We start from the raw sequence: 24,733 nt of genomic DNA, 5'->3' as shown, positions 1-24,733 counted from the left end.
CCCGATTGGAAGGGACCATGTCGACGGCTAAATCTTGGCCCAGTAACGGCATGTATCGTCTGGTGCGGCTCTCTATTGTGCCTTATCGACCCAGACGGATGCCATGTGCCGGCTGCTCGTATCAGACGATGAACTGCAAGGCATCTATTGCATACTTAGTGCAAAAACGAACGGTAGTGCGCGCTTCGAGCGACGGCGACGTGTGCCGCCCGGGACGGTCACATGAAACTGTCCAGTCCCTTCTGCTCCTGACCGCTCTTTACTTCCTCCCAGGAGACGCCGAGCGCCTCGAGAATTCGCTCGATCGGCCCCTTCAGCGTCTTCTCTAACATCGTGTCGTAGTCGATCTCGAACGCCTCGGGAAGTTGATCCTCGTACTCGAAACAGATCACGTCGGGGTCGCGCTTGAACGCGCCGTAGACCGGATCGGTTCGCGCGTCGAGTCCCTCCTCGGCTTCGAGTGCTTCGAAGAAAGTGGGATCGACCCGATCGAGGTAGAGCCGTTTCGGCTTGCTGCCGCGCTGGAAGTTGGTACCGAGGAGTCGGTTGGCGTACTTCGCGCCGCGAACCTGGGCCGTATCGGTGTCGTAGTTGTCCAGTCGCTTGCCGATGCCGCCGGGGATGGCGATTTCCTCGGGCGAGACCGCACCCGCGCGGACGTCTTCGATGATGCCGTTGACGTACTCTTTCGCCCCCTCAATATCGCCCTCGCGGACGATCATCTCGATGACACGATGCTGGACTTCCTTCGTAATCGGGGCGATGTCCGAGCGTTTGTACTCGAAGCCGGTGATGTCGATGTCGTCGACGTCCTTGCCCTCCTTCCAGATGATGTGGCCGGCGTAGCGTTTCTTCTTGCCGGCCTGGAAGAAGCGCCGGTAGAGTTTCTCGAACTCGATCTGGAAGCGGTGCTCCTCGGCGTTCAGGTCCTTCCGGGCGAAGTCGTCGTAGCGGCCGTTGATGTACTCCTCGATGTCGAAGGATTGCTCGAGCGCGTCCGCCTTGGACACGTCCGGACCGAGTTCGAGCATGACCGAGTCGGTGTCACCGTAGGCAACCTGATAGTCCAGTTCGTCCGCGGCAGTCTCGGTGAACTCGATCACTTCGCGGCCGGTCGCCGTAATCGCGGATGCGGCTTCCTTGTCGTAGAGTCGGAACTGCTCCCACCCCGACACGCCGTAGAGCGAGTTCATGATGACCTTCACCGCGCCCTGCTGGCGATCGTACTGTTCGTACTCGGGCGTGCCGGGTTCGTGCTCGTTTCGCAGCGCCTTTTTCTCCTCGCGCTCGGCGAGGAGTTCGGTGATCATCTCCCGGTTCACGCCGTCGGGTTCCTTTCGGAAGTGGGTCCCGGTGGGTGCGACGTAGGTCTCGCCGTCGTAGGTTTCGGGATCGACCCTCGTCTCCGGCGACGCGTTGATCGTCGTCATGCACATCGGGTACAGCGACTTCAGGTCGAGCACGGTGACGTTCTCCTTGACGCCCGTGATCGGCTCGAAGACCGCGCCGCCCTCGTACTCCTCGCCGGCCTCCTGTTGGCCCTTCGAGGGCAGCGCGAACTGGCCGTAGGCCTGGTGGAGAACGTACATGTCGACCGCGTCGCCGGGCGTCGGCGCGTCCTCGAGTTTACAGCCGACGAACGAGCGCACCTCGTCCCAGAACGGGATGATTTCCTGCTGGCGGTCGAGTTCGACGCAGAGTTCCACGTCCCGGAGGTTGTATTCGAGCAGTTGCGTGGGGTCGTCCTCCCAGAGGTCGCCGATGTCGCCGGCGTAGCGCTCCTTGCCGACCCCTAACTCGGCTTCGCCGACCGCGTCGAGCCGGTAGGAATCGAGTTCGGAGAAGACCATCCGCTGGTAGCCATAGAGCAGGTCGAAGACGACTCGGCCCTTGATGTCCGGGCCGCCCCAGCCGCTTCGCCAGACCTCGTCGACGCGCGAGAGGCGGTCGGTCGAGAGATCGAACTCGTGGTGTGAGCCCTGGAGTTCTTCGAGTCGGTCGAGGAAGTACGGCGCGTCGAAGTCCTCGAAGTTCCAGCCGGTGAGCACGTCGGGGTCCGTTTCGGAGACGTACTCGATGAACGCTTCGAGCATCGCCTCCTCTGTCTCGAAGCTCCGGATCGCGTGGTCGATCCCGTCCTCGATCGGGTCGTACTCCTCGATCGCCGAGGGAATTTCGCCGTCGCCCGCGTCGGCTTCGCAGATCCACATGACGTACTCGTCGCGGTAGGAATCGTGGCTGGTGAGACAGAGGATTTTCTCTTCGCCGTCTTCGGGGAAGCCGTGGCGGTCCTCGACCTCGATGTCGAACATACAGACGCGGGGATCGGCGTCGACGTCGACGGCCGCGACCTCGTCGTGGGGGACGACGAGCGAGCCGTCCTCCGCTCGGCGCTCGGGGATGCGGATCCCGCTACGAACGTCCTTGTCGATAAGAAACCGGTTTGGGAACAGGATGTCGGCCTCGTAGTGCTCGAAATCGTCCCTGATCTGCCCCACGTCGCGGGGCGTCTGGCCGAAGATTTTCGTGAGTCGCTCGCCGCGGATGCTCTCGTAGGGCTCGCCGTTCTCGTCTTCGGTTTCGCTGCCCGTGAGTCGATCGTACTGTTCCGCGGGCGGGCGGTCGAGGGTCTCGGTTGGCGCGTAGAAGTACGGTCGGAAGCCGACGAACTGAACGTGTTCGAGTTCGTTCTCGGTCGTCCGCCCGAATACGTGCATGATCGGCCGTTCCTCGTCGCCGTAGCCGGCGATCGTGTAATCGACCTGCATCACCGCGAGTTCGAGTTCACCGTTGGGTTCGGGGAGGGTTTCCTCGACGACGTCTACCACCTCGGTCGTGGTGGTTCCTCCGTTGCCCGCGACGGCGACTGCCTCTTCGTCCGGCCGCGTTGCGGACTCCTCTGAGAACTCCGTGAGTCCGGTCTGGCCCGCCTCAGTCATGGTATCGGGCTTTGTAGCCGGTGAATAAAAACCCCTGCAATCCACGCCGCTCCGTCGCCACCTGGAGACGGGTATCTGTGGGTCCGTGCGTAGCGCCGCTACCGATTTTGTTGGTCCCCGCCCCAACGTGATATTGCAGCGGTAAAAAGACATATAATGTGGTAACACATACCAAGAGCTCGGGTGACCGAGATGTCAACTGCTACCGACGACGTGACGGATCGTAGTTCCGCTGTAGAGTCCCCGACGATCGAATCCTACGAGACTGACGACGGCGTCGTCTTCTTCGATGCCCAGAACCCGCTCGCGTGGGTCGAAACCTCCCGGACATTGGTGCTCACGGAGGTCGCCTGAACGCGGACGTGCCGTCTGATCGAAAGACGGCGCGGGTGCGTTCGACCGTGTGACAAGCCGCGGTCTGCAACCGATGATCTGTGGCCTGCAACCCGCGAATTGCAACTCGTGAACTGTAACCTACGACCTGCAACCTGATCAGAACCGCGTATCACAACTGCAACCGACGGATGCGGCTCCAACTGCGACTGATGAACATGGCTCCAACTGCGACCGACGAACGCGAATCCTTTTGCGGGTGCTCGTCTTCTGCCCACCTGTGGTATCCGATCGGACTCCCGGGAACTCCGAGCGTACACACGAAGACAGCGACGAGAGCGGGGACCGAGACACAACAGCGGACGAGAACGAACACTCCCGGCCACACGAGAGCGAGTCGTCACTCGATCCTACCGAGGAGTGGGACCCCGAAGCCGAGTTCGCCGATCCCGAGAGCGATTCGCTGACGATCCCAGCAGTCGAGACCGAAGACGCCGGCTCGACGCTCCACGACGACCTCGTCGCCGATCACGAACTCGACTCGATTCCCATTCCGGAGGTCTCGACGACCGAGTCCGACGTTCCATCGGAACTACTCAACATCTTCTGGGGACTCGTCCTGGTGATCAACGCCGCCGTTCTCGCGCTCTCGCTCGGCCTCCTCTTTTTACTTTTCGAGGGGGTCTCGGCCCACGGCGTCGGACTCGTCATCGGTGGCGTCGTTCTCTTCGGGTTCGCCTACCGTCGATACCGGTCCTACCAGGCCCGCAGCGACGAGTTCACGCACGACGGCGAGACGGCCGACGACTCGGAGCAAGACCCCGCAAGCAGCGACGGGGCAGCCAGGAATACTGACGCTGGCAAAAGTACTTCAGGGGATGGTCCCGAACAACGGATACCGGACGACTCTGACAGACCATGACAACCGTCCAAGATGACACCGGCAAACGATATCTGCTTCTCAAACGCTCCGAACACGCGAGCCTCGTTCGGGATCCTCAGACCGGCAACGAGTGTTACGTTCAGAACGACCGCCTCGATTCGGTCGACGCTGACGAGGAATTCACCCCCGTTGCCGAGGTCGTCAGCAGCCCCGTCAGAACGCTGCTGACGACCGTCCACGACGAGGCCACGCTCGGCCTCCTCGTTGAACTCGCAGACCGGGGGCCGCTCGACGTGCGGACGATACTCGCCGGATGCGAGTTCTGTGAAAGCGATCTCCACGGTCGATTGACCGTCCTGACGAGCGCCGGCCTGCTTACCGAGGTTGAACTCGGGGTCGACGGCCGGCGAGGGTATCGGCTCACGGATACGGGCGAACGAGCACTGGAAACGATTCGATTCGATACCGCGGTCGATGCGGGTTCGGAGTCCGGTAACCAACTCGGTGCGGATACGAGTACGGAGACGGACACCGCGCCCCAGGAGGGCGAGACGGACGACACGAGTTCGGTTCGCAAGCCGCCTCTCGAAACGCGAGAGTCGTAGCGGTCAAGTAGCGAGTGGCCGATCGGGTTTTATCGGTGCCGGGAGACGAAGAGCGAACTATGAGAGCCGTTATTCTGCTGCGAGGAGTGTCGCTTCGGGCGGCTCGCCGCGTTCGAGTCGCGAGCGATTCGACGTTGCATCCTTCTCGACGCGGACCAGCGAGTCCGCCGCGCCGACGAGTTCGCGGTCGTGGCTGACGACGACGATCTGTTCGACGCCGAGGTCGCGCATCGACTCGACCAGGGAGACGAGTTGCGTGACGTGGCCGGAGTCGAGGAAGACGGTCGGCTCGTCGAGGATGAGCGGGGGCATCGGAGCGGCACCCTCGACGCCCTCGGCGAGCAGGCGGTAGATGGCACACCGCAGGCTGAGGTTAAAGAGCGCGCGCTCGCCGCCGGAGAGCTGTTCGGGATCGAGGCTCTCGCCGTCCTTCTGGTAGACCGTCAATTGGTAGTCGCCGTCGAGGTCGATCCCCGCGTAGGAGTCGTTCTGGTAGACCAGTTCGAACGTCTCGTTCAACAGGCGTTCGAGCGTCTCGACGTTTCGCTGGCGCAGTTCCGACCGTAACTCGCCGTAGGTCGTCTGGAGGGTTTCGGCCTCGCCGTACAGCGATTCGAGGGTTTCACACCGCTGCTCGACGGTATCGAGGCGATCCCGAAGCCGCTCGAGTTCGTCGAGTTTCTCCTCGATGCCGCCGATCTTCCCCTGGAGATCGTCGCGTTCGGCCTCGAGTTCGGCCAGTTTCTCGTCGACCTGATCGATGTAGCCCTCGGCGTTTTGCTTGTCTTCGCGCGCCGTTTGAACGCGGTCCTCGTCGAACTCGGAATCGAGGTCGCGCTTGCGGTCGCGTTTCGTCGAGAGCGTCTCGCGGCGCTCGTCGTTCATCTCCTGCCAGTCGGCCCGACGATCCCGCCGAGTCTGGATCTCCCGCTCGAGTTCGGCGCGCTCGTCGACGATTTCGCGCACGCGTTCGAGCGTCCGGATGGTTTCCTTGAGGTCGCTCCGTTCGCCGTTTATCTCGCCAAGCGTCGCCCGGATCTCGTCGATTTCGGATTCGAGATCGGCCGCCGCTTCGCGCTTCGATTCCGCCTCGGATTCGAGGTCATCAGCCTCCTCGAGAAGTGCGTCCCGCTGGTCGCGTCGCTCAGCGACGGCCGCCCGTTTCTCGGAGAGCAGTTGCGCGACGTTGTCGCGGTTGTCTTCGAGTCGTTCGACGCGCCGCTCGGCCTCACGGAGCGCTTCGAGGTCTTCGAGACGCGCGTCGAGTTCGGCTCGTTCCGTCTCGAGTTCGTCGCGGCGCTCCGCGAGTTCGGCGCGTTCCTCGCGTTTCTCGTCTAACACGTCCACGTGGGGCGAGTTCTCGACGGGCTGGCCGCACTCGGGGCACTTGCCCGCCTCGAGTAACGCTTCCGCCTCCTCGATGGCGTTGTCGACCGCCTTGAGGTCTGCAGTGATGTCGTTTCGATCGGCGACGATCTCCTCGCGCTCCGTCTCGAGTGCGTCGAGCCGTGCCTGCGTCTCGCCAAACGCGACTGCGGCGTCGTTGTCGCTGTCGCCGTCGTCCGTCGCCTCTCCATCCACAAACCGCTCTCGGAGCGACTCGATCTCGTCTTCGAGGTCGGCGAGTTTCTCCTCGCGCGCGTCAATCTCCGATTCGTCGTCGTCGAGTCGCTCGCCGAACTCGGCGGCGTCCTCGCGGGCGTCGGCCGCCTGCGCGTCGAGATCGTCCGCCGCTTCGCGGAGCCGTTCCTGTTCCTCGGTTTTCGTCCGGATCGAGGCCCGAACGTCCGCGAGTTCGTCCTGGAGTTCCTCGTCGCGGGCTTCGAGGTCGGCGATGTGGCTCTCGATCGTCTCGTCGTTGTCGGCGTCGCCGTCGGTGTCGCCGGCAGGGTCGATGTCGCAGTCGAGTTCGGCGAGCAGGTCGTCGCGCTCCTCGGCGAGTTCCTCGCGGGTTTCCTTCCGGTCGCGAATCTCGTTCTGGGCGGTCTCGCGTTGTCGTTCGGTTTCGCCGATCTTCGACTGGAGCGTTTCGATCGCGTCGGTGAGCGTTTCGATCTCCTCGCGTGTCTCCTCGTGGCGGTCGAGCACGTCCTGAGCGGTTTCTAACGTGTCGACGGCCTGTTCGCGCTGGGTTTCGTAGTGCTCGAGTTCGTCGACGAGTTCGTCGCGTTCGGTTTCGAGGGCGTTCAGCGTGTCGTGAAGATCCTGCGCTTCTTTCTGTTCGACCTGCGAGCGGACGTCGTCGAGAACTTCGCGCTGGCCGTCGAGGACGGTCTTGACGCCGAGACGGGCCTCGCTCGCGCGCTCGCGGTACTCCTCGAGCGCGCCGAGTTGGAGTAGATCGTCGATCATGTCCTGGCGGTCGCTCGGCGAGGCGTGAATGAGCTTGTTGACCTCGCCCTGGCGGACGTACGCGCAGTTGACGAACGCCTCGGCGTCCATCCGGAGGAGTTCGGTGATCGTCCGTCGCACGTCGCGTGCGCCCTCGATGGTGTCCGCGGGCGTTTCGAGGACGCACTTCGTCGTCGTCGCCCGGTCGCCGCGGAGTTTGAGTCGGCGCTCGACGCGGTACTCCCGGTTGTCGTGGGTGAACCAGAGTTCTATTTCCGCCTCGTCTTCGCCGGTCGTGATCACGTCGTCGAGCGTGCGGTCGTCGAGCGCTTTCGAGCCATAGAGGGCGAAGAAGACGGCCTCGAGCAGCGTCGATTTGCCGCTGCCGTTGACGCCGTGGACGACGGTGACGCCGCGTTGCAGGGTGAGATCGGCGTCGCCGTAGCACTTGAAATTCAGCAGGCGGATTCGGTCGGCTCTCACGCGAAATCACCCAGTGAGGCGTGGTCGGTCTCTCCGTCGCCGTCCGCCCGGCCGCCGTCCTCGGTCGTCGCCGCAGTACCCTCGGTTCCGGCGGGTTCGCTCGCCCCTTTCCGTTCTCCTTCTTCTTCCCCTTCCCCTTCGCCCTCGTCGCTGGCTGTCGCCGCGGTGGACTCCGTGTCTGTGTCCCCGAGTTGATCCGCAACCGTCGTCACGTCCTCGTCTGCAGGCTCGCGGTCCGGGACTGGATCGAACGCGGCCCGATCGTCCTCGAGAAGGTCACGGACGCGGCGCTCGACCGTCTCGCGAACGTTCGAGTTCGGCAACTCGTCGTTGCGAACCGTCTCGTCGATACCGAGGGCGGCGTCGCTGAGTCCCAGTTCCCGGACCCGCTCTCGCACGGCGGCGTCGGGATCGGCGAAACTCACCGTCACCTCCTCGGTTTCGTCCGGCAGCTCCCGCCGGTCGTTCATCCGGGCCACGAGCGCACCGCGGTCGAGCGCGAGTTCTTCGACGGCGGCCGGGGTGATCGGGCGACCCTCGCCCTCGACCGTCACGATGACGACGGCGTCCTCGACATCGTGCTCGTGCTGGCGGACGCGTTCTTGCACGCGGTCGATGCCTTCGTCCGCCTCGAGTTCAACGTCGACGAAGACGAACTCGCGGGTGTCGGTGAGCGCGCGGCGGCTGATGGCGACGCCGTCGTCCTCGTCGTTCCCGGCGGCCTCGCTCTCGAACTCGATCAGATTGTAGCCCCGCGCCTCGCGCTCGCTGGCGCTCGCACGTTCGGTCGACCCGCAGTACGTGACCCAGGTGTCGAGCACGTCCGCGGTCTCGGGCGCGTGGTTGTCCCCGAGGAGCACGGCGTCGAACTCGACGGTCGCCTCCTCGAGCATGCGTTCGGTGTCCCAGTCCGCGTGGGCGAACGGTTCGAACAGACCGTGGCCCACCAGCGCCGCGTGCGTCGCCTCGTCGGGACGCGGACTGAACTCGTAGTCGAGTTCGTCTCGCCGAGAGCGGGGGACGAAGTCCTGTCCGTAGATGGCGATGTCGCCGACGACCTCTGGGGTCGGCCCGAGTCGCGTCGCGAGGCCGATGTCGGCGAAGAGGTCGAGCCACTGTGCGTCGCGTTTGCCCTCGTGGTTGCCGACGATTGCGAGAAAGGGGATGTCGGCGTCGTCGAGCGTTCGGAGGACGTCGATGGTGCCCTGGAGGTCGACCAGTCCCGGCCGGCGGTCGTGAAAGAGATCACCGGCGTGGATCACGGCGTCGACGTCGGCCGCGACCGCGTCCTCGGCGACGGTTCGAAACGCCTCGAGAAAGTCCCGTCGGCGCGCGGGCGAGTTGTACTGCTGGTACCCGATGTGGGTGTCGCCCGTGTGTATCACCCGTGTCATCTACCCGTCATTGGTGTGTGGGCCCTAAAGAGGTTCCGCGACCGGAGTGAAAGTAGTCTTCGCTGAGAAATCTCGACTCGGGAACGACGGCTCGCGGATCGAATTATCTACATCGCCGCGGGTTCCGATTGTGGCCGTTCAGGCGTCGATATCGAGACTGTACAGGCGCTTGCGGGCGTCCGAGAAGGAAAAGCGAGCGTCGACGACGTTCTCCTCGTCGAGCCGGTTCAGCGCGTAGCGCACCGTTCGAGCGGGGAGCAGGGTCTCGTCGGCGATCTGCTGTTGGGTCATCGTATCGTTGTACTCGAGGACCTTTGCAACGAGTTTAGCACTCGGGGGGAGTTCGCGAACGTCGTCCCAACTTCCTCGCTCCTGTTCGGTCTCCTGACGAAACGTCTCTGAAGCACTCATCGTATACCCATTACCGAATACGAGATGATAATATTTTCTGTTTCGTATAATGCTTTGTGGTTATATCTAGCGCGTGATGGAGCACTGAACTCGTCGTGGAACGCGGCTGGAGAGACGGGTCACCGAGCGGGTCTCGGCGAGAAGCGGCGGAATCGAAGCCGGTTGAATCTGTCGGCACAACCGGCTTCAGCGGGGACAGATGACCCGAAGCCTCTTATGAACCAACACCCAAGGAACGGGTGATGACTGACACTGTGGACGACGTCGACCTCCCATATGACGAGGACGAGGCGTCCCAACAGGAGAAAATCCAGGCGCTCGAGGATCAGCTGGAAATCCTCGAGTCGCAAAACGAGGAGATGCGCGACAAACTCCTCGACGCGAACGCCGAGAACAACAAGTACCAGCAGAAACTCGAGCGGCTCACGCACGAGAACAAGAAGCTAAAGCAGTCCCCGCTGTTCGTCGCCACCGTCCAGGAACTCACCGACGAGGGCATCATCATCAAACAGCACGGGAACAACCAGGAAGCCCTGACCGAAGTGACCGACGAGATGCGCGAGGAGATCGACCCCGACGCCCGCGTCGCCGTCAACAACTCCCTCTCTATCGTCAAGACGCTCTCCAACGAAACCGACGTTCGGGCCCGCGTCATGGAAGTCACCGAGAGTCCCGAAGTCAGCTACGAGGACATCGGCGGCCTCGAAGACCAGATGCAGGAAGTCCGCGAAACCGTCGAGATGCCCCTCGAGAAGCCCGACATGTTCGACGATGTCGGGATCGACCCGCCGAGTGGCGTCCTGCTGTACGGCCCGCCGGGCACCGGGAAGACCATGCTCGCAAAGGCCGTCGCCAACCAGACCAACGCCACCTTCATCAAGATGGCCGGCTCCGAACTCGTCCACAAGTTCATCGGCGAGGGAGCCAAACTGGTCCGGGACCTGTTCAAGGTCGCACGCGAGCACGAACCCGCCGTCATCTTCATCGACGAAATCGACGCCATCGCCGCCAAGCGCACGGAGTCGAAGACCTCCGGCGACGCCGAGGTCCAGCGGACGATGATGCAACTCCTGAGCGAAATGGACGGCTTCGAGGACCGCGGCGAAATCCGCATCATCGCCGCGACCAACCGCTTCGACATGCTAGACCGCGCGATCCTCCGTCCCGGTCGCTTCGACCGCCTCATCGAAGTTCCGAAGCCGAACCAGGAGGGCCGCGAGATCATCTTCGAGATCCACACCCGCGGCATGAACGTCGCCGACGACGTCGAGTTCAGCGCACTCGCCGAAGCGGCTGACGAGGCCTCCGGTGCCGACATCAAAGCGGTCTGTACCGAGGCCGGGATGTTCGCCATCCGCGACGACCGCACCGAGATTCAGATGGCGGACTTCGAGAACGCCTGGGACAAGGTCCAGGCCGAATCCGACGAGACCGAAGACGTGTCGAAGACGTTCGCCTGATCGGTCGCTCCTGTTGGGCTGTCGGCTGTTTCGAGGAACCGTCTACTATCATTTCTGCCGACGATCGTGAACTCGCCAGCGGCCGCTTTTCGCGCACGGGATCGAGAATCTCTCTATACCAGCACGGAGCAGAATTTGTGATATGTAGCACTCATATAAACGATCTTTGTTGTCAGTCGGGTGGTCCGTCGTGATGGCGGGAAGACAGCCCGATTCCGACAAGACGGCACAGCAACGGCACACAGCTGGCGCGGCCGGTCGGCGGACGATCCTCGGAACGATCGGAGCAGTTACGGGACTCGCAGTCGGGACCGTCGGTATGAGCGACACCGGTGCGGCACGGGAGGGCGACGACCGAGTAGCCCCGTCTGAGCGCTCTCGCTCCGGTGCGACGCACGGTCCACACCTGACTGCACACCGCGGGTACGCCGATATCTACCCGGAAAACACGGTCGCGGCGGTCGCCGGTGCGTCGCGGCTCCGAGCGGATCGCATCGAGATCGACATTCAACCGTCAGCGGACGGCGAAATCGTCGTCTTCCACGACGAGTTCCTCGACGATCTGACCGACGAGACGGGACGCGTCGCCGAGACGCCCGCCGAAACGGTGCTCGGAGCCGAAGTTCTCGAGAGCGGGGAAACGGTGCCGACGCTTGCGGCGGTTCTCGACGCCGCCCGCCCGAACGTCACGATGAACATCGAGTTCAAGGACAACGGCGACTACTCCTGGCAGGAAGTCGCCGAACGCACCCTCTCGATCGCAGCCGACTATCCGGGCGAGTTCTACGTCTCCTCGTTCCAGACGGCCGCGCTCGAGGCGGTCCGGAACGTCGATCCGAGCGTGTCGGTCGCGAAGCTCTTCGGGTCGAACAAAGACGAAAATCTGCAGATCGCGCGCGAACTCGATGCCGAGGCGGTCAACCCGTCGCTCGGCGTCCTCGATACCGAACTCGTCGAAACGGCTCACGAGGAGGGCCGTGCGGTGAACGTCTACACCGTCGATACCTGGCAGGAGGCACGCCGGCCCCTCGAACTGGGCGTCGACGGGCTTATCGCGGATTATCCGAGCGTCCTCGAGTTCGGAACCGGCAAACGGGTGTAATCCGCCGACGGTCGTTTCACCGTCGGTAGCGCAGCGAGGCTCGAACGCGTGGGAAGACGTAACGTCTGGCTCTCTCCCCTTTCTCTTACAGCAATGCCGAGAAGACGAGCCACGGCACGACGAAAAGGGCGATCGTCAACACCGCGAGGAGCAACAGGTAGCCAGCGCCCGTTCCGAGCGCGGTGATCCAGGCCGGATGCTTGAACTCGTTGAGATCGACTGCCATATCCATACCGTTCGCTGACGAGCGTATAAACGTACCGGACAGCGGCAGTGGGACAACAGCAGTAGGACAGCAGCAGCGGTGGCCAGCGATGCAGGCCATCCGAGAAGCCGCCGGGAGACGAAATACCGCCATCATGTGGCGTTTCGCTTCCGGACCGTTTTTACCGAGTGACTGGCTAGAGGCCCGTAATGACGAAGATCGTCGTGGTGGACAACCACGGGCAGTTTACGCACTTAGAGCGTCGGGCGCTTCGCGACCTCGGCGTCGACACGGAATTGATCGACAACGACACCCCACCGGAAGCGATCGATGCGGACGGCGTCGTCCTCTCGGGCGGACCGGACATGGACCGCATCGGCGCTTCCGCCGAGTATCTCGAGGCGGACGTCCCCGTCCTCGGCATCTGTCTCGGAATGCAACTCATCGCCGAGGAACTCGGCGGCCGCGTCGAGGGTGGCGACTACGGCGGCTACGCCGACGTTACCGTTGAACTCGTCGACGCGGACGACCCGCTCACCGGGAGCCTGCACCCCGAAACGCGGGTCTGGGCGAGCCACGCCGACGAGGTCGTCGAACTCCCCGACGGCTTCGAACGGACGGCCACGAGCGACGTCTGCGGCATCGAAGCGATGAGCGACACCGACCGCGACCTTTACGGCGTCCAGTGGCACCCGGAGGTCGCCCACACTGCGGAGGGCGACGCGATCTTCGAGAACTTCCGGGATATCTGCGAAGCAGCGTAAGCGAGCGGCCGAACCGAACGAGCGTTAGAGTTCTTCTGCGGTCGCTCGCAACCGTTCGATAACCGACGGCCGACCGCGACAGACGAGCGTCACGGTATCGCCGTCGTAGTCGACGGTATCGACCGACGTGCGGTCGTACGCCCGCGAGACGAGTGACATTGCGTCGTCGCAGTTCGGCAGCCGAAACACCGCCCGTTCGGCCGGCAGCCGGTCCAGGACCGCCGTCCGAAGCGGTTCGAGGTGCCGCCCCGTTCGAACGCTTATCGGGATCGGGTCCGAGGCGGATGCCGGGAGGATCGACCGTGCTACCGAGCAGCGACGCGCCCGTTCGCGGACGCTGAGCAGATCGACTTTGTTCAGGGCGGTGATGATGCGGTCGTCGTCGACGCCCTGCGCGTCGAGCACGTCGAGCGAGACCGTGAGCCGCTCGCGAAAGCGGGCCGGGGGATCGCTCGCGTCGACGACCAGCACGACGACGTCCGCGGCGGCCGCCTCCGAGAGCGTCGCGCTGAAGGATTCGACGAGTTCGTGCGGAAGGTCGTCGACGAAACCGACGGTGTCGGTCGCGAGGACGGGGCGGCCGCCGATGGTCGCTCGCCGCGTCGTCGTTTCGAGGGTTTCGAAGAGGCGATCCGCGATGGTGGCGGTCGGGGCGTCGTCGGAGCGATCCGTCGCTGGCGTCTCCGGTGATTGGTCGGTCAATCGCGAGCGCGCGGGTGGCGAGTACGACAGGTCGTCGGCGAACCGGTGCAACAGCGTCGACTTGCCGGCGTTGGTGTAGCCCGCGATCGTGACGAGATCGAATCCCGCTTCGCGACGGCGTTTTCGAAATTCAGCCGCTGGGTCGGGACACGCGGACAGTTTGCGTTCGAGACGGTCGATTCGATCGCGGATGTCATAGACCGGTGACCCCGTTTCGGTTTGTCGGTTGAGTAGCCCTTCGTCCGCGGCTTCGATCACGCGTGGGAGTTCATATTGCAGCGTCGCGAGTTCAACTTGCAGTTGCGCGCGGCGCGTGCCGGCACCGTCCTCGAACCGTTCGAGAACGAGCCGGTAGCGGTCGATGACGGCCGTCTCGTCCGGCATCGCCGACGCGAGCGCGTGGTGCTGATTCGGCGTCAGTTCGCCGTCGACGACGACGCGCTCGGCGTTTCGGTCCGCGACGGTCCTGGCGAGTTCGGTGACCTTGCCGGTCCCGAAGTGGGTGCCGGGGTCCTCGGGACCGACCTGGGTGCGTTCGGCGACGATTTCGTGTCCGGTTGCGCGGGCTAACTCGGTGATTTCGTCGGTATCCACGGGAGCGGTTGCTGATCGTTTCGCGATGACTGTGCGTCGAGTCGGCGTGTTCGATTGTACCATGAGTGGGTGTTCGGTGGCATGAGTCGGGACGGAATCGGTGCTCGCCGCGGTTCGCGCGGGAGCCGCGGCTCTCGACGTGGTGACGGCCGGGTGCTCGCCGTGTGGTTTCGCCGCGTTGCGATTTCGCAGTGTCGCGTCTTCGCGGACCCGAACTTGTTCGGTGTCCGATGTGAACGCGGTACTCTCGGTCCGAAACTGCCGCTCACGACGGCGGCGAGCGATCCCGGCTTACCGGCTGAAAAGGGTCTCCATGTCCTCGCGTTTACTTCAGGAACGACCGATATAGCGCTTTGGGTGGTGTGTGAATGGGGAGCACAATTCCGATCAGGGCGGGATCGAGACGACCGCCACGCTATTGGTCTCCCACCAGAACATGGTAGATAATGACAACCGATACAGTCGGCCGATTTGAACGCAGCCTCGACGAACTCGCGGTGAGCGTCGCGTTCACGTCGGCGGCCGGTGCGACCGACCGGCTCGACGCGGTCCTCGAAACCCCGGCCGTCGGCGTCCCGCTGCCGTTCGACGGCGTTTCGCTTCCCGAACGAGTCGCGGCGGAGCCGACGGCTACTGAACTCGCGGACGCCCGAACCGGCATCACGCCGGCCACGTTTGCGATCGCGGAGTACGGTACCGTCGCGATCGAGTCACGGGCAGCCGGCGACGAACCGGTCAGCCTCTACCCGGAGCACCACGTCGCCGTCGTCGCGGCGAGCGATATCGTCCCGGACATCGGGGCCGGATTCGACCGCCTCGCCGACCGGTTCGCGGCCGGCGGCGACAGCATCGTCTTCGCGACGGGCCGGAGCGCGACCGCCGACATGGGCGGACTCGTCCACGGCGTCCACGGCCCCGGCGAGGTCACCGTCGTCGTACTGGAGGACCGATAACCGATGGCCGAACGCAGCCACGAACCAGGCCAGTCCGACACGGGCGCAGCACCGAACTCGCGAGCGGAAACTGCCGCCCACCTCCGTCACCTGCTCGAGACCGAAGGCGAAGCGATCCACACCCAGACCAGCGTCTCGAACTATCGCCGTGCGCAGGCCTACGACGAGACGGACAACCTCGACGCGCTGCGAACCGAGGCGCGGGCGATCAAAGAAGATGCCATCGATCGTCTCCCCGAGTTGATCGAGACGGTCCGCGAGGCGGTCGAAGCGAACGGCGGCACGGTCTACCTCGCGGACGACGCCGCCGACGCGAACGCGTACGTGGCCGACGTGGTCGAAGACCGCGCGGACACCGATGGCTCGGAAGCGGCTACCGGCAGCGAGGAAAGCGGGGCCGGCGATGGCGACAGAAACCGGCCGTCGGTCGTCAAATCCAAATCGATGACGACCGAGGAGATCGACCTCAACGACGCCCTCGAAGCTGACGGTATCGACGTCACCGAAACCGACCTCGGCGAGTGGGTCCTCCAGGTCGCGGACGACACGCCCTCGCACATCGTCGGCCCCGCGATGCACCTCACTCGCGAGGAAATCGCCGACCTGTTCGTCGAACAGTTCGACCCCGACGTCGAGTTCGACACGCCGGAAGCGCTCACGAGATTCGCCCGCGACCACCTCGGCGAGCGTATTCAGGCCGCCGACGTCGGCATTACTGGTGCGAACTTCGTCGCCGCCGACAGCGGAACGATCGCGCTCGTGACGAACGAGGGCAACGCCCGCAAGTGCGCCGTCACGCCCGATACGCACGTCGCCATCGCCGGCGTCGAGAAACTGATCCCCTCGGTTCGCGACCTCGAACCGTTCGTCGACCTGATCGCAAAGAGCGCGACGGGGCAGCCGCTCTCCCAGTACGTGACGATGCTCTCGCCGCCGACGAACTCGCCGACCGTCGACTTCGAGTCACCCGACGAACCGCTCGGCGGCGATGATGGCACCGCTGGCGCCAACCGAGACCGCGAGTTCCACCTCGTTCTCCTCGACAACGGCCGCACGGACATGCGCGAGGACGACCAACTGCGGGAGACGCTTTACTGCATCCGCTGTGGTGCCTGTTCGAACTCGTGTGCGAACTTCCAGTCCGTCGGCGGCCACGGCTTCGGTGGCGAGACCTACTCCGGCGGCATCGCTACCGGCTGGGAGGCCGGCGTCCACGGACAGGATTCCGCAGCCGAGTTCAACGATCTCTGTACCGGCTGCACGCGCTGCGTCGACGCCTGCCCGGTGAAGATCGATATCCCCTGGATCAACACCGTCGTCAGGGACCGCGTCAACCGCGACGACGACCCCGAGGCCTACGACTTCCTCGTCGACGGCCTGACGCCGGACGACGAACCGGACGGATTCGACCTCGGGAAGCGCTTCTTCGGCAATATTGCCACCGTGACGAAACTCGGCAGCGCGACCGCGCCCGTCTCGAACTGGCTCGGCGACACCGAACTCGTCCGCTCGCTGCTCGAGCGCACGCTCGGGATTGACCGTCGACGGGACCTGCCGACGTTCGAACGACGATCGCTCGTCGACTGGTTCGCGGCCCGCGGCGGCGAACGCGAATCGAGACGACGGGCAGCGGCCGCCGGTCCGGAAGATCGACACAGTGAACTCGACCGCGAGGTCGTCCTCTACCCAGATATCTACACCAACTACGTCGACACCGACCGCGGGAAAGCCGCCGTCCGAACGCTCGAGGCGCTCGGCGTTCCCGTCTCGGTTCCCGACCTGCCCGAAAGCGGGCGTGCACCCCTCTCGCAGGGGATGGTTGCGACGGCGGATCGACAGGCCAGCCGGGTCTACGCCGCGCTGGCCGAAGACCTGGACGCGGGCCGCGATGTCGTCGTCATCGAACCGTCCGACCTGGCGGCGTTCCAGCGCGAGTACGAACGATTCCTGCCGGAACGGTCGTTCGAACGCCTGCGGGACAACACCTACGAGATCTGCGAGTTCGTCTTCGGCCTGCTCGAGAAGGGGGCGGACCCGAGCGTGCTCTCGACGGGCGATAGCGATGGTGGTGAGGATGGCGATGGAGATAGAGATGGAGATGGAGATGGCAACCGGTCGATCGCCTACCACTCGCACTGCCAGCAGCGCACGCTCGATCTCGAAGCGCCGACGACGGCCCTGCTCGAGCGCTGTGGCTACGCGCCACGGACTTCCTCGGTCGAGTGCTGCGGGATGGCCGGTTCCTTCGGCTACAAGCGGGAGTACTACGAGGTCAGTATGGACGTTGGCGACCGGCTTGCCCGGGAGTTCGACCACGGGGGGACGGATCTGGTCGTCGCCTCGGGAACCTCCTGCGGCGACCAGCTCGAGGCGTTACTCGAGCGGGACGTTCCCCACCCGATCGAGGTGCTCGCGCCGGATTCGACCGTGTAGCACGGTTGTCTTGGATTCGTGCCGGTCGCTTCCGGTTGGACGGGTGGCTCAAAGGGGTGTGAAAACAGGCGAACAGGCGACAGAGAGGACGCTGGAGAATTATTCCCCGAACAGGTCGTCGACCGCCTCGCGAGCAACGCGTGCGGCCTCGTCTGCAACCTCCTCCGGGTCAGTCCCGCTGTCACGCTCGGGCGCGTTGAGATAGACGTCGACTTCGAGAACGCCGTCCTCGAACGACACCGTCACGTCGAGATCGCGTACGTTCGACTGCTTGTACCGCGAGAAGATCAGCCCTTCTGCGGCCTCGGCGGCCGTCTGGACGACTTCCTCGTCGGTCGGCTCGTTCGGTCGCTCGTCCGTCGAATCACTGGTCGACATCGACAGTTACGCGCCGCCTGCACCCGGGCCGCCGGGGCCGGCCGGGCCGCCCATGCCGCCCGCGCCGCCGAGCAGGTCTTCGAGTTCGTCCTGCAGGCTCTCGAACTGGTCCTGGACGCGATCTTCCTGCTTTTCGAGGGTCTCGAGGCGGAGTTCGAGCGAGTCGACCTTTTCGTCGAGGTCGTCCTCGGCTGCCTCGTAGTCCGTCTCGACGAGGAGGTCGCCGACCTGCCGGTACATCGTGGTGTCCTCGTCGATGTTCTCGAGTTCGTTCTGGGCGTTCTGGGCCTCGGTGAGACCCGATTCGGTCTCCTGTTTCTGGACGGCGACCTGCTGGGCGGTCTCTTGCAGGTCCTGAAGCTGTTCGATTTTCTCCTGTGCCTCCGGCGGCAGATTCCCTTGCATGTCTCGACCGTCGCCCTCCGCACTGATAAAGCCAAGCTTTGCGTTCGGACAGCGCCGGGCTGCTGGTGCAGCCCGTAGCCCTTCCCGCGTGGCGGTGGAGTGTACGGAGTGAACGAGCGATGCGACGCCGCAACGTACTCACAGCTGGCGGGTCCGCCCTCTCGGTCTCGCTTACCGCCGGCTGTCTCGAGACGCTCCGGCGCGAGGACGCCTGGCGCGAACTCGTGGTCGACCCGCCCGAGGGCGTCTACGTGCCACCCCACGTCGACGAGATGCTTCCCTACGCGAAGACGACCGCAGCCGGGCGCGAACTCTCGCTGCTGGGGTCGCGCCCGCACTCCTTCTGGGTCGTCACCGGCGCGGAGCGGAGCCGGGCCGACGTTCGATCCCGACACGCACTCCACCTGATGGTGGTCGTTCGGGATGCGGAGACGGGTGTGATTCTCCCTGCACCGGTGACGGTGCGGATTCGGCGCGGGAGGGCGAGCGACGACGGCGAGCGAATCGACCAGCGAGATCTCTGGCCGATGCTCTCGCAGCGAATGGGGCCCCACTACGGCGATAACGTCCCGCTCGACGGCGATGGGACCTACACGGCGACGGTCCGAGTCGGCCCGCCAAGTGCCGCGCCGACCGGTTCCCTCGCCGGTGACTTTGGGACGACGACCGTCGACCTCGAGTTCGAGTACGAGGCCGCCGCGATCGATGCACTCGAGCGCCGGCTGATCGACGCGGACGAGGGCCGAGGCGAATCCGACGCGCTCGCACCGATGGCTGACCACGCCGGAGGCGAACACGGTCGCGGCCGCGATAGTGATGGCGAACGTACCGAGTCCGCTGAACTCGCGCTCGATCGCGATGGTGTCACTCGGCTCGGATCCGAAACGAGCGACGATATCGCCTACGTCGCCGCGTTCGTCGAGGACGATGCCCGAAACGCGGCGGGAACGGACGCTCCAGCGCTCGCGGTGACGACGCGGACGGCGTACAACCGGTACGCACTTCCGTTTGCGTCGCTGACGGCTACGATCTCGACAGACGGTGATCGGATCGCCGGCGGGCCGCTCGAAGGGACGATCGACCCGCGGCACGGACACCACTATCGAACGCCCGTCGATCCGAACACCATCGAGCGCGGCGACACCCTCTCGATCACCCTCGAGACGCCGCCGCAGATGGCGCGTCACGAAGGGTACGAGACGGCGTTTCTCGAATCAACGACGGTTCGGCTGCCGCTCGATACGCGGTAGTCGCACCTACCAACTTGTTTCGCCGGACCGACGGGGAATCACTTGAACTATTCCGTATCAGCGGTCAGAACGGGGCCGTCAGCCGTTCGGAGGAGGACCAGACCGAGGACGAGCAACAGGACGCTCACGACGACCCACGGCGGATTCCACGCCTCCGTTCCGTGGACGACGTTGTGCAGGTCGAGCACGTAGTGGTCGACGATGCCGTCGTAGACGTTGAACACGCCCGCACCGACGACGATCGCACCGAGCAGGTACCGGGTCGAAAACCGTTCGGCGGTTCCGTTGACGAGCCGCCAGAGCAACCCGAGCCCCACGAGCGTGATTCCGAGCGTCGCCACCAGAAAGAGCCCGTCGAACATGACGTTCGTCCGCAACCCGTCGAGACTGTACGGATCGTAGTATCCCGAGAGGAGGTGGTGCGTCTGGAACGTCAGGTGAAAGACCACGGTGTCGATGACCGCGCCGAACCCGAACCCGATCGTTCCGCCAGCGAGCACCAATCGACGACGCGTACCGGCGGCTGTCGACATACGCCGGCTTCGACGACGGCGGGCAAAAAACGGAAACCAGCAACTGCCGCGGCCACAGTCGCAGTCGTACCGATGGGCTCGAGGCGGAACGAGTTCACCGGAAACCGGCACTGGAACCGGAAACCAGTATTAGTACCAGTACTGACATGGTTCCGTCGATTAACGGTCGCGGCGCGCAGCGACACCGATCTCCGCCGTGCGTTCGGCGACATCGATCAGCGAAAACCAGGTATTCACCGCTGCCCGAAGTGCGATCACGTCCTCGGCATCGATCCGAATCGTGACGACCGATCCGTCCCGCTCGATCGTTGTCCGGGAGCGCTCGTCGTCGATCTCACCGATCTCGCGAGCGACGCTCTCGGCGACGACTGTTGCCCGCTCGGACGATTCGTAGTCGAACTCGAGGAGTGTGTCGTGTGAGGCCACGGAAATCGGTGTTTGAGAGTTGAGTAGTTCAAAACTGAACGCTGTTGTGGGCAGTCATCGGCCGTCGACGCCGGCATGGCCGCGGCCTGGGACTAGGTGTCGCCGAGTTCGACGTCGCAGGGGTGAGTCCCGTATCGGCGTCGATACCGACGGTCACAGACGGGCGGTCGGCGTTAGTTGACGTCGACTTCCTTGACGTCACGACTGCGTTCTTTCAGGAGCACGCGGTGACCGCAGTAGGGACAGCGGACGCCGCCGTACTCGTCGAGTTGCACGTCACGTTTACAGCGGGAGCACTTGTAACTCATTCTAAGAGGGGATAGAGAGGCGTTAGTCGTCGTCCTCGGCGAGCGCAGCGCGGATCGAGCGCTGAACGGTGCGACCGGCGGGCGTCTCCGGACGGTAGGCACCGCCGGTGAAGACTTCGCCGGTCGCTTCGTTCTTCCAGATACCGGTCCCGACGCGTGTCACGTCGTCACCGTCGACCTGTGCGTTCTCCATGTCGTCTTCGATCTCGCTGATGCGACGCCGGGCGACGCGACCGTAGCGTGCGCCAAAGCGGCCCGCGCTACCGATGGTTCCTTTATCGGCCATAGTACTGCTGTCTATCCGGAGTGGATTCTTAAACCTGTTGAGTTAGTGTTCCCGCCCGCTTTTTCGTGTCGGTAGCGCGCCGCCAGCGACCGAGTCACTACTCGTCAGTCGTTTGTGCATCATCCGCAGCCCGATCGGCAACTGGTCCGACGAGTAACTCCCGGAAGACGACCGCAAGCGCAACGAGCGGACCGGCCGGGGTGAGCGGTGCCGCGAGGAGCCCCGTCCCCACGCCCGTCACCGCGATCAGGGATCGCAACGCGAGTCCGCTCACTGCGAGCAGCGGAATCATAGCCAGGATCGCGTCGGCGCGCTCGAGCATGGCTAATTATATCTAATTACAGATGCACGGATAAAGGGCCGACAACCAGCAGTGAGTGTCACTTCCATCGACTAGTGACAGTATTTGTCAGCACCCACTGCAAACGACTCCCTACCGGAACTCGTCCTCTGCGAGCACGTCGTTGAGATCCGCACGGATTCGCTCGCCCATCTCCCGGTCGCGAGCGGTCGTCACGATGCGATTTTCCTGCACGCTCGAGCCGTCCCGGAGCAACATTCGCACGTTGCCGCCGTCGTCGGCACGCGTCACTTTCGCCCGCAGCCCCGACTGAGAGCCGTTTCCGCCCGCATCGATCGGTCCGGGAATCACCTTCTTGACGTGGGGATGTCCGGCCACGGTCTGAATCGCCTGCATCCCCGTCCGCCCCCCGATCAGCGTGGAGTGACTCCCGCCGATCTTCTCCACCGGCGGCGTCTCCACGACGTCGAGGGCTCGCGTCCCGCGGCGCTTGCGAACTTCCCCGACCGGATCGTCGGCATCGACGCGGTAGAACTTGTGGTGGACGTCTTCGCGGACTGCACGGATGACGGTACGCTCGCCGCCCGCATAGACCTCCTCGGGACGCTTGCGCCGGATCTCGTCACCGACCAACCCGGCGAAGTTCCGGAGTTCGATCGGTTCGTTCTCGCCGTCTTCGGGCGTCGTCGTGATCGTCGTCTCGCCGAGAACTGGCTCTGTCCGGTCGCGGTCGTCTTCCGCCGCGAGCATCGTCAGCGTCACTCGGTCGCGTGCGGCCTCGAGAACGACCGCTTCGGTGTTCTCTTCGCGACAGACCAGACAGAAGTCGCCGGGTTTCTCGAGCGGCGAGGCGCAGTGACGACACTCCATGACGATAGGGGCGGTTGGGCGCGGACGTGTAAAACCGACCCGCTTTCGACCGGGCGCGGTGAGCCAGCGTCGGCGCTCACACCGCGGGTGCCGACCGGCTATTGCCGGCCGTGAGGCCGACCCGAACGCTGAAGGTCCAGCCTCGTCTACACACGGCAGATGTCCCGGCTGCACCGTCGCTCGGTTCTGGCCCTCGCCGGCACGGTTCTCTCCGCGGGCGCTGCGGGCTGTCTCGAGTTCATCGACGACGATGGTGAGGACCTCACCGAACCCGGGGCCGGTGACGTAGACATCGTCTGGGATGACCTCGTTCGCGTCGATCCCGATACCGAGGACGAACGCGTGTTCGTCTGGGCGGTCGTCAAAAACGTCGGCGACCGCACGCTCAACTACGTCGAAATCCGGGCGACGTTCGTCGACGCCGCGGGGGCTGAACTCGAACGCGTCATCGAACACGTCGACGAGGACGTGTCCTCGGGCGAGGAGTGGTCGTTCGAGGTCGAGTTCCCCCAGTTCGGCGAGCAGGCGGCCGCGGTCGCGGGATACGAACTCGAGCCGGTGACGGGCGTGTAGCGTGATCGGGTGGGTCCGCTGACGAGCGGACGAAACGGGCGGCGCGGACAGCGTCGGCGAACGGGCGAGAACGCGGACGGCGGGACCGAAGACGAGGTGATCGTGATATGACCGAGCGTAATGGTGCTGCCGAGGGTGATTCCGCGTCCGCGTCCGGGACGGGAACGCCGTCCGATGTCGAGGACGGATCCGACAGTGCGTCCGGCCCCGGCACTGATCCTGATTCGAATTCCGAGTTTGATTCTGTCCCTGGCCCTGAATCCGCATCTACCCCCTTGTCCACCGCCGAAACCGCCCACGACGAGGGGATCACGACCCTCGCAAAACAGGGCGGCATCACGTTCATCGGGAACGTCGTCAAGGGCGCGTTCGGCTTCGCGATCGTCATGCTGATGACCCGGTTCGTCAGCCCCTCGATCTACGGGCTGTTCGTCCTCGCGACCTCCGTCATCCTCTTCACCCAAGTTTTTGCCAATCTCGGGTTGCCGCTCGCAATCGACTACTTCGTCCCGCAGTACCTCGACGCGGGCGAACAGGGCAAGGCGACGGGCGTCATCGTTCAGGTCACCGCGGTCGTCCTCGTGGCTTCGTCGATCGTCGCGGTCGCGCTCGCGGCCGGCTCGCGAACCATCGGCGACCTCTTTCAGGAACCCTCGATGCAGGTCGCACTCCTGTACCTGTCGGTAACCATTCCGATGCTCGCGATCTACAGAGTGGTGCTTACCTCCGCCTACAGCATCAAACAACTCCAGTACCGCGTTCTCATGCGCGATATCGTCAGGCCGCTCGTCCGCTTCGGCGTGACGGCCGGCCTCCTGCTCGCCAGTCTCGGCCTCCTCGCCCTGATCATCGGCTACGTCGTCGGCCTGTTCGTCGCCATCGCCGTCGGCGCGTTCGCCTTCGTCTCCAGAGCACGCGCCCGGGGCCTCCTGACGAGCGATATCGAACTCGTCCCGGTTCGCCCGCTCGTCACCTACTCGCTCCCGCTCGCGATGACCAGCGTCGTCTTCGTCCTGATGGGACAGGTCGACTACTTCGTCGTCGGCTACTTCCTCGACGCCGACGACGTCGGCATCTACCGGGTCGGCTACATGCTCGGCTCCGGCCTGATGATCATCTTCAACTCCCTCTCGCCCGTGTTCAAACCGCTCATCGCCGAAACCAAGGACGACACTGAACTCGTCGAACGGCGGTTTCGGGTGGCCGCCCGGTGGATCGCCGGCCTCACCCTGCCGATCGCGATCGTCCTCTCGCTGGGCGCGAGTTCGTATCTCGCCGTGCTGTACACGCCCCAGTACGCCGAGGCGAATCTCGTCGTCGTGTTGCTGTGCGGAGCGTTTTTGTTCAACGTGACGGTCGGCGGGCCGAACGGCTCGCTGTTGCAGGGGATGGGGTACTCGCGGATCGTCTTCGCCAACACGCTCGTGCTCTTCGGGGCGAATTTCCTCGTGTCGATGGCGCTCGTGCCGGTGGTCGGGATCGAGGGGGCGGCGATCGGGTCGGCGACGGCGCTGGTTTTGGTGGGCGGGCTCACGCTCGGAGAAGTGTACGTTATCGACGGGATTCAGCCGTTTACCCGGGATTTCGCCAGAGTTGTGGGTGCCGGCATCCCGGCGACGATTGCGGGTGTACCGATCGTGGTCGTGTTCGAGTCGGGGCTGCTGATCGTCGGGTTGCTGCCGGTCGTCGTGGTCGGCGTCTATCTGGGTTCGCTGGTCGTCACGGATGCGTTCACCGAGGAGGACGCTCGCATGCTCGGCGAGTTCAGTCCGGCGCTCGAGCGGTGGTTGCCGGTGGGTTGACGGTGGTGG

The 24,733-nt window shown here is 64.4% G+C and carries 25 protein-coding genes; 11 read left to right on the top strand and 14 right to left on the bottom strand.

Annotated features, from left to right (window positions below; all coding sequences use genetic code 11):
* Positions 1 to 218 precede the first annotated feature (218 nt).
* Positions 219 to 2,939 (bottom strand): DNA-directed DNA polymerase, encoded by a 2,721-nt coding sequence (locus C480_RS04425; protein WP_006664420.1) that lies wholly within the window; start codon positions 2,937 to 2,939, stop codon positions 219 to 221.
* A 192-nt stretch (positions 2,940 to 3,131) separates the two neighbouring features.
* On the opposite strand from C480_RS04425, the gene C480_RS23735 reads away from it, so the two are divergent.
* The 3 genes from C480_RS23735 to C480_RS04415 all read left to right on the top strand — a co-directional run bounded on the left by C480_RS23735 (position 3,132) and on the right by C480_RS04415 (position 4,760).
* Positions 3,132 to 3,293, top strand: a complete 162-nt coding sequence (locus tag C480_RS23735; RefSeq protein WP_006664419.1) for a DUF7331 family protein — start codon at positions 3,132 to 3,134, stop codon at positions 3,291 to 3,293.
* A 259-nt stretch (positions 3,294 to 3,552) separates the two neighbouring features.
* On the top strand, positions 3,553 to 4,194 hold the full coding sequence (locus C480_RS04420) for a DUF7322 domain-containing protein (protein ID WP_006664418.1): 642 nt from the start codon (positions 3,553 to 3,555) through the stop codon (positions 4,192 to 4,194).
* A complete protein-coding gene (locus C480_RS04415) occupies positions 4,191 to 4,760 on the top strand; it encodes a DUF7346 family protein (RefSeq protein WP_006664417.1) in 570 nt (189 codons plus the stop codon). Before C480_RS04420 ends, C480_RS04415 begins: the two co-directional genes overlap by 4 nt.
* Positions 4,761 to 4,829: 69 nt before the next feature.
* Here C480_RS04415 and rad50 read toward each other — a convergent pair whose 3' ends face one another.
* The 3 genes from rad50 to C480_RS04400 all read right to left on the bottom strand — a co-directional run bounded on the left by rad50 (position 4,830) and on the right by C480_RS04400 (position 9,379).
* Complete coding sequence (rad50, locus tag C480_RS04410; RefSeq protein ID WP_006664416.1) at positions 4,830 to 7,574, bottom strand: DNA double-strand break repair ATPase Rad50; 2,745 nt, start codon at positions 7,572 to 7,574, stop codon at positions 4,830 to 4,832.
* Positions 7,571 to 8,968, bottom strand: coding sequence for a DNA double-strand break repair protein Mre11 (gene mre11, locus C480_RS04405; protein ID WP_006664415.1), 1,398 nt, complete (start codon positions 8,966 to 8,968; stop codon positions 7,571 to 7,573). Before mre11 ends, rad50 begins: the two co-directional genes overlap by 4 nt.
* Before the next feature lie 138 nt (positions 8,969 to 9,106).
* Positions 9,107 to 9,379, bottom strand: coding sequence for a MarR family transcriptional regulator (locus tag C480_RS04400; protein WP_006664414.1), 273 nt, complete (start codon positions 9,377 to 9,379; stop codon positions 9,107 to 9,109).
* Positions 9,380 to 9,621: 242 nt separating this feature from the next.
* Between C480_RS04400 and pan1 the strand changes: the two genes are divergently transcribed.
* Positions 9,622 to 10,839 (top strand): proteasome-activating nucleotidase Pan1, encoded by a 1,218-nt coding sequence (gene pan1 / locus C480_RS04395; protein ID WP_006664413.1) that lies wholly within the window; start codon positions 9,622 to 9,624, stop codon positions 10,837 to 10,839.
* Between the two features lie 193 nt (positions 10,840 to 11,032).
* The gene (locus tag C480_RS04390) at positions 11,033 to 11,941 is read left to right on the top strand and encodes a glycerophosphodiester phosphodiesterase (RefSeq protein ID WP_006664412.1); all 909 of its coding nucleotides are present in this window, start codon (positions 11,033 to 11,035) and stop codon (positions 11,939 to 11,941) included.
* 85 nt (positions 11,942 to 12,026) lie between these two features.
* On the opposite strand, the gene C480_RS23730 is transcribed toward C480_RS04390, so the two are convergent.
* Positions 12,027 to 12,167, bottom strand: coding sequence for a hypothetical protein (locus C480_RS23730; protein ID WP_162832063.1), 141 nt, complete (start codon positions 12,165 to 12,167; stop codon positions 12,027 to 12,029).
* A gap of 188 nt (positions 12,168 to 12,355) precedes the next feature.
* Here C480_RS23730 and C480_RS04385 point away from each other — a divergent pair, with 188 nt between their 5' ends.
* A complete protein-coding gene (locus C480_RS04385) occupies positions 12,356 to 12,910 on the top strand; it encodes a GMP synthase subunit A (RefSeq protein WP_006664411.1) in 555 nt (184 codons plus the stop codon).
* Positions 12,911 to 12,934: 24 nt separating this feature from the next.
* Here the strand turns inward: C480_RS04385 and hflX are convergent, their stop codons facing one another.
* Positions 12,935 to 14,269: a GTPase HflX gene (gene hflX / locus C480_RS04380; RefSeq protein WP_049903212.1), complete on the bottom strand. Its 1,335-nt coding sequence runs from the start codon at positions 14,267 to 14,269 to the stop codon at positions 12,935 to 12,937.
* 383 nt (positions 14,270 to 14,652) lie between these two features.
* Here hflX and C480_RS04375 point away from each other — a divergent pair, with 383 nt between their 5' ends.
* Both C480_RS04375 and C480_RS04370 read left to right on the top strand, forming a co-directional pair.
* Positions 14,653 to 15,159: an LUD domain-containing protein gene (locus C480_RS04375; RefSeq protein ID WP_006664409.1), complete on the top strand. Its 507-nt coding sequence runs from the start codon at positions 14,653 to 14,655 to the stop codon at positions 15,157 to 15,159.
* 3 nt (positions 15,160 to 15,162) lie between these two features.
* Complete coding sequence (locus C480_RS04370; RefSeq protein ID WP_006664408.1) at positions 15,163 to 17,592, top strand: LUD domain-containing protein; 2,430 nt, start codon at positions 15,163 to 15,165, stop codon at positions 17,590 to 17,592.
* Between the two features lie 99 nt (positions 17,593 to 17,691).
* On the opposite strand, the gene C480_RS04365 is transcribed toward C480_RS04370, so the two are convergent.
* Both C480_RS04365 and C480_RS04360 read right to left on the bottom strand, forming a co-directional pair.
* Positions 17,692 to 17,970: a DUF3194 domain-containing protein gene (locus tag C480_RS04365; protein ID WP_006664407.1), complete on the bottom strand. Its 279-nt coding sequence runs from the start codon at positions 17,968 to 17,970 to the stop codon at positions 17,692 to 17,694.
* A 6-nt stretch (positions 17,971 to 17,976) separates the two neighbouring features.
* Positions 17,977 to 18,375 (bottom strand): prefoldin subunit beta, encoded by a 399-nt coding sequence (locus C480_RS04360; RefSeq protein WP_006664406.1) that lies wholly within the window; start codon positions 18,373 to 18,375, stop codon positions 17,977 to 17,979.
* Between the two features lie 119 nt (positions 18,376 to 18,494).
* On the opposite strand from C480_RS04360, the gene C480_RS04355 reads away from it, so the two are divergent.
* The gene (locus C480_RS04355) at positions 18,495 to 19,625 is read left to right on the top strand and encodes an iron transporter (RefSeq protein ID WP_006664405.1); all 1,131 of its coding nucleotides are present in this window, start codon (positions 18,495 to 18,497) and stop codon (positions 19,623 to 19,625) included.
* 47 nt (positions 19,626 to 19,672) lie between these two features.
* On the opposite strand, the gene C480_RS04350 is transcribed toward C480_RS04355, so the two are convergent.
* From C480_RS04350 to C480_RS04325, 6 genes are all read right to left on the bottom strand, one after another.
* Positions 19,673 to 20,158, bottom strand: a complete 486-nt coding sequence (locus C480_RS04350) for a DUF2243 domain-containing protein (protein ID WP_006664404.1) — start codon at positions 20,156 to 20,158, stop codon at positions 19,673 to 19,675.
* Between the two features lie 159 nt (positions 20,159 to 20,317).
* A complete protein-coding gene (locus C480_RS04345; RefSeq protein ID WP_006664403.1) occupies positions 20,318 to 20,584 on the bottom strand; it encodes a KEOPS complex subunit Pcc1 in 267 nt (88 codons plus the stop codon).
* 173 nt (positions 20,585 to 20,757) lie between these two features.
* Positions 20,758 to 20,892, bottom strand: coding sequence for a DNA-directed RNA polymerase subunit P (locus C480_RS04340; RefSeq protein ID WP_004215399.1), 135 nt, complete (start codon positions 20,890 to 20,892; stop codon positions 20,758 to 20,760).
* A 22-nt stretch (positions 20,893 to 20,914) separates the two neighbouring features.
* Positions 20,915 to 21,178 (bottom strand): eL43 family ribosomal protein, encoded by a 264-nt coding sequence (locus tag C480_RS04335; RefSeq protein WP_006664402.1) that lies wholly within the window; start codon positions 21,176 to 21,178, stop codon positions 20,915 to 20,917.
* Positions 21,179 to 21,275: 97 nt separating this feature from the next.
* A complete protein-coding gene (locus C480_RS04330; protein ID WP_006664401.1) occupies positions 21,276 to 21,500 on the bottom strand; it encodes a hypothetical protein in 225 nt (74 codons plus the stop codon).
* 111 nt (positions 21,501 to 21,611) lie between these two features.
* Positions 21,612 to 22,349, bottom strand: coding sequence for a DUF2103 domain-containing protein (locus tag C480_RS04325; protein ID WP_006664400.1), 738 nt, complete (start codon positions 22,347 to 22,349; stop codon positions 21,612 to 21,614).
* 159 nt (positions 22,350 to 22,508) lie between these two features.
* Between C480_RS04325 and C480_RS04320 the strand changes: the two genes are divergently transcribed.
* The gene (locus C480_RS04320; RefSeq protein ID WP_006664399.1) at positions 22,509 to 22,922 is read left to right on the top strand and encodes an FxLYD domain-containing protein; all 414 of its coding nucleotides are present in this window, start codon (positions 22,509 to 22,511) and stop codon (positions 22,920 to 22,922) included.
* A 107-nt stretch (positions 22,923 to 23,029) separates the two neighbouring features.
* Positions 23,030 to 24,724 carry a flippase gene (locus C480_RS04315; protein WP_006664398.1) on the top strand — a complete coding sequence of 565 codons (1,695 nt, stop codon included), beginning with the start codon at positions 23,030 to 23,032 and terminating at the stop codon, positions 24,722 to 24,724.
* Positions 24,725 to 24,733 lie beyond the last annotated feature (9 nt).

It is taken from the genome of Natrialba aegyptia DSM 13077, from assembly GCF_000337535.1.
Classification (GTDB): Archaea; Halobacteriota; Halobacteria; order Halobacteriales; family Natrialbaceae; genus Natrialba; species Natrialba aegyptia.
This window is presented reverse-complemented; position numbering and strand designations above follow the sequence as displayed.

Bases quoted from the DNA above. Each gene is read 5' to 3' on its own strand.
- C480_RS04425 (WP_006664420.1), bottom strand. From the start codon at position 2,939: ATGACTGAGGCGGGCCAGACCGGACTCACGGAGTTCTCAGAGGAGTCC.
- C480_RS04365 (WP_006664407.1), bottom strand. From the start codon at position 17,970: ATGTCGACCAGTGATTCGACGGACGAGCGACCGAACGAGCCGACCGAC.
- C480_RS04340 (WP_004215399.1), bottom strand. From the start codon at position 20,892: ATGAGTTACAAGTGCTCCCGCTGTAAACGTGACGTGCAACTCGACGAG.
- C480_RS04325 (WP_006664400.1), bottom strand. From the start codon at position 22,349: ATGGAGTGTCGTCACTGCGCCTCGCCGCTCGAGAAACCCGGCGACTTC.
- C480_RS23730 (WP_162832063.1), bottom strand. From the start codon at position 12,167: ATGGCAGTCGATCTCAACGAGTTCAAGCATCCGGCCTGGATCACCGCG.
- C480_RS04350 (WP_006664404.1), bottom strand. From the start codon at position 20,158: ATGTCGACAGCCGCCGGTACGCGTCGTCGATTGGTGCTCGCTGGCGGA.
- C480_RS04315 (WP_006664398.1), top strand. From the start codon at position 23,030: ATGACCGAGCGTAATGGTGCTGCCGAGGGTGATTCCGCGTCCGCGTCC.
- C480_RS04400 (WP_006664414.1), bottom strand. From the start codon at position 9,379: ATGAGTGCTTCAGAGACGTTTCGTCAGGAGACCGAACAGGAGCGAGGA.
- C480_RS04320 (WP_006664399.1), top strand. From the start codon at position 22,509: ATGTCCCGGCTGCACCGTCGCTCGGTTCTGGCCCTCGCCGGCACGGTT.
- C480_RS04415 (WP_006664417.1), top strand. From the start codon at position 4,191: ATGACAACCGTCCAAGATGACACCGGCAAACGATATCTGCTTCTCAAA.
- C480_RS04360 (WP_006664406.1), bottom strand. From the start codon at position 18,375: ATGCAAGGGAATCTGCCGCCGGAGGCACAGGAGAAAATCGAACAGCTT.
- C480_RS04390 (WP_006664412.1), top strand. From the start codon at position 11,033: ATGGCGGGAAGACAGCCCGATTCCGACAAGACGGCACAGCAACGGCAC.
- C480_RS04385 (WP_006664411.1), top strand. From the start codon at position 12,356: ATGACGAAGATCGTCGTGGTGGACAACCACGGGCAGTTTACGCACTTA.
- hflX (WP_049903212.1), bottom strand. From the start codon at position 14,269: ATGGTACAATCGAACACGCCGACTCGACGCACAGTCATCGCGAAACGA.
- mre11 (WP_006664415.1), bottom strand. From the start codon at position 8,968: ATGACACGGGTGATACACACGGGCGACACCCACATCGGGTACCAGCAG.
- C480_RS04375 (WP_006664409.1), top strand. From the start codon at position 14,653: ATGACAACCGATACAGTCGGCCGATTTGAACGCAGCCTCGACGAACTC.
- pan1 (WP_006664413.1), top strand. From the start codon at position 9,622: ATGACTGACACTGTGGACGACGTCGACCTCCCATATGACGAGGACGAG.
- C480_RS04355 (WP_006664405.1), top strand. From the start codon at position 18,495: ATGCGACGCCGCAACGTACTCACAGCTGGCGGGTCCGCCCTCTCGGTC.
- C480_RS04330 (WP_006664401.1), bottom strand. From the start codon at position 21,500: ATGCTCGAGCGCGCCGACGCGATCCTGGCTATGATTCCGCTGCTCGCA.
- C480_RS04335 (WP_006664402.1), bottom strand. From the start codon at position 21,178: ATGGCCGATAAAGGAACCATCGGTAGCGCGGGCCGCTTTGGCGCACGC.
- C480_RS04370 (WP_006664408.1), top strand. From the start codon at position 15,163: ATGGCCGAACGCAGCCACGAACCAGGCCAGTCCGACACGGGCGCAGCA.
- C480_RS23735 (WP_006664419.1), top strand. From the start codon at position 3,132: ATGTCAACTGCTACCGACGACGTGACGGATCGTAGTTCCGCTGTAGAG.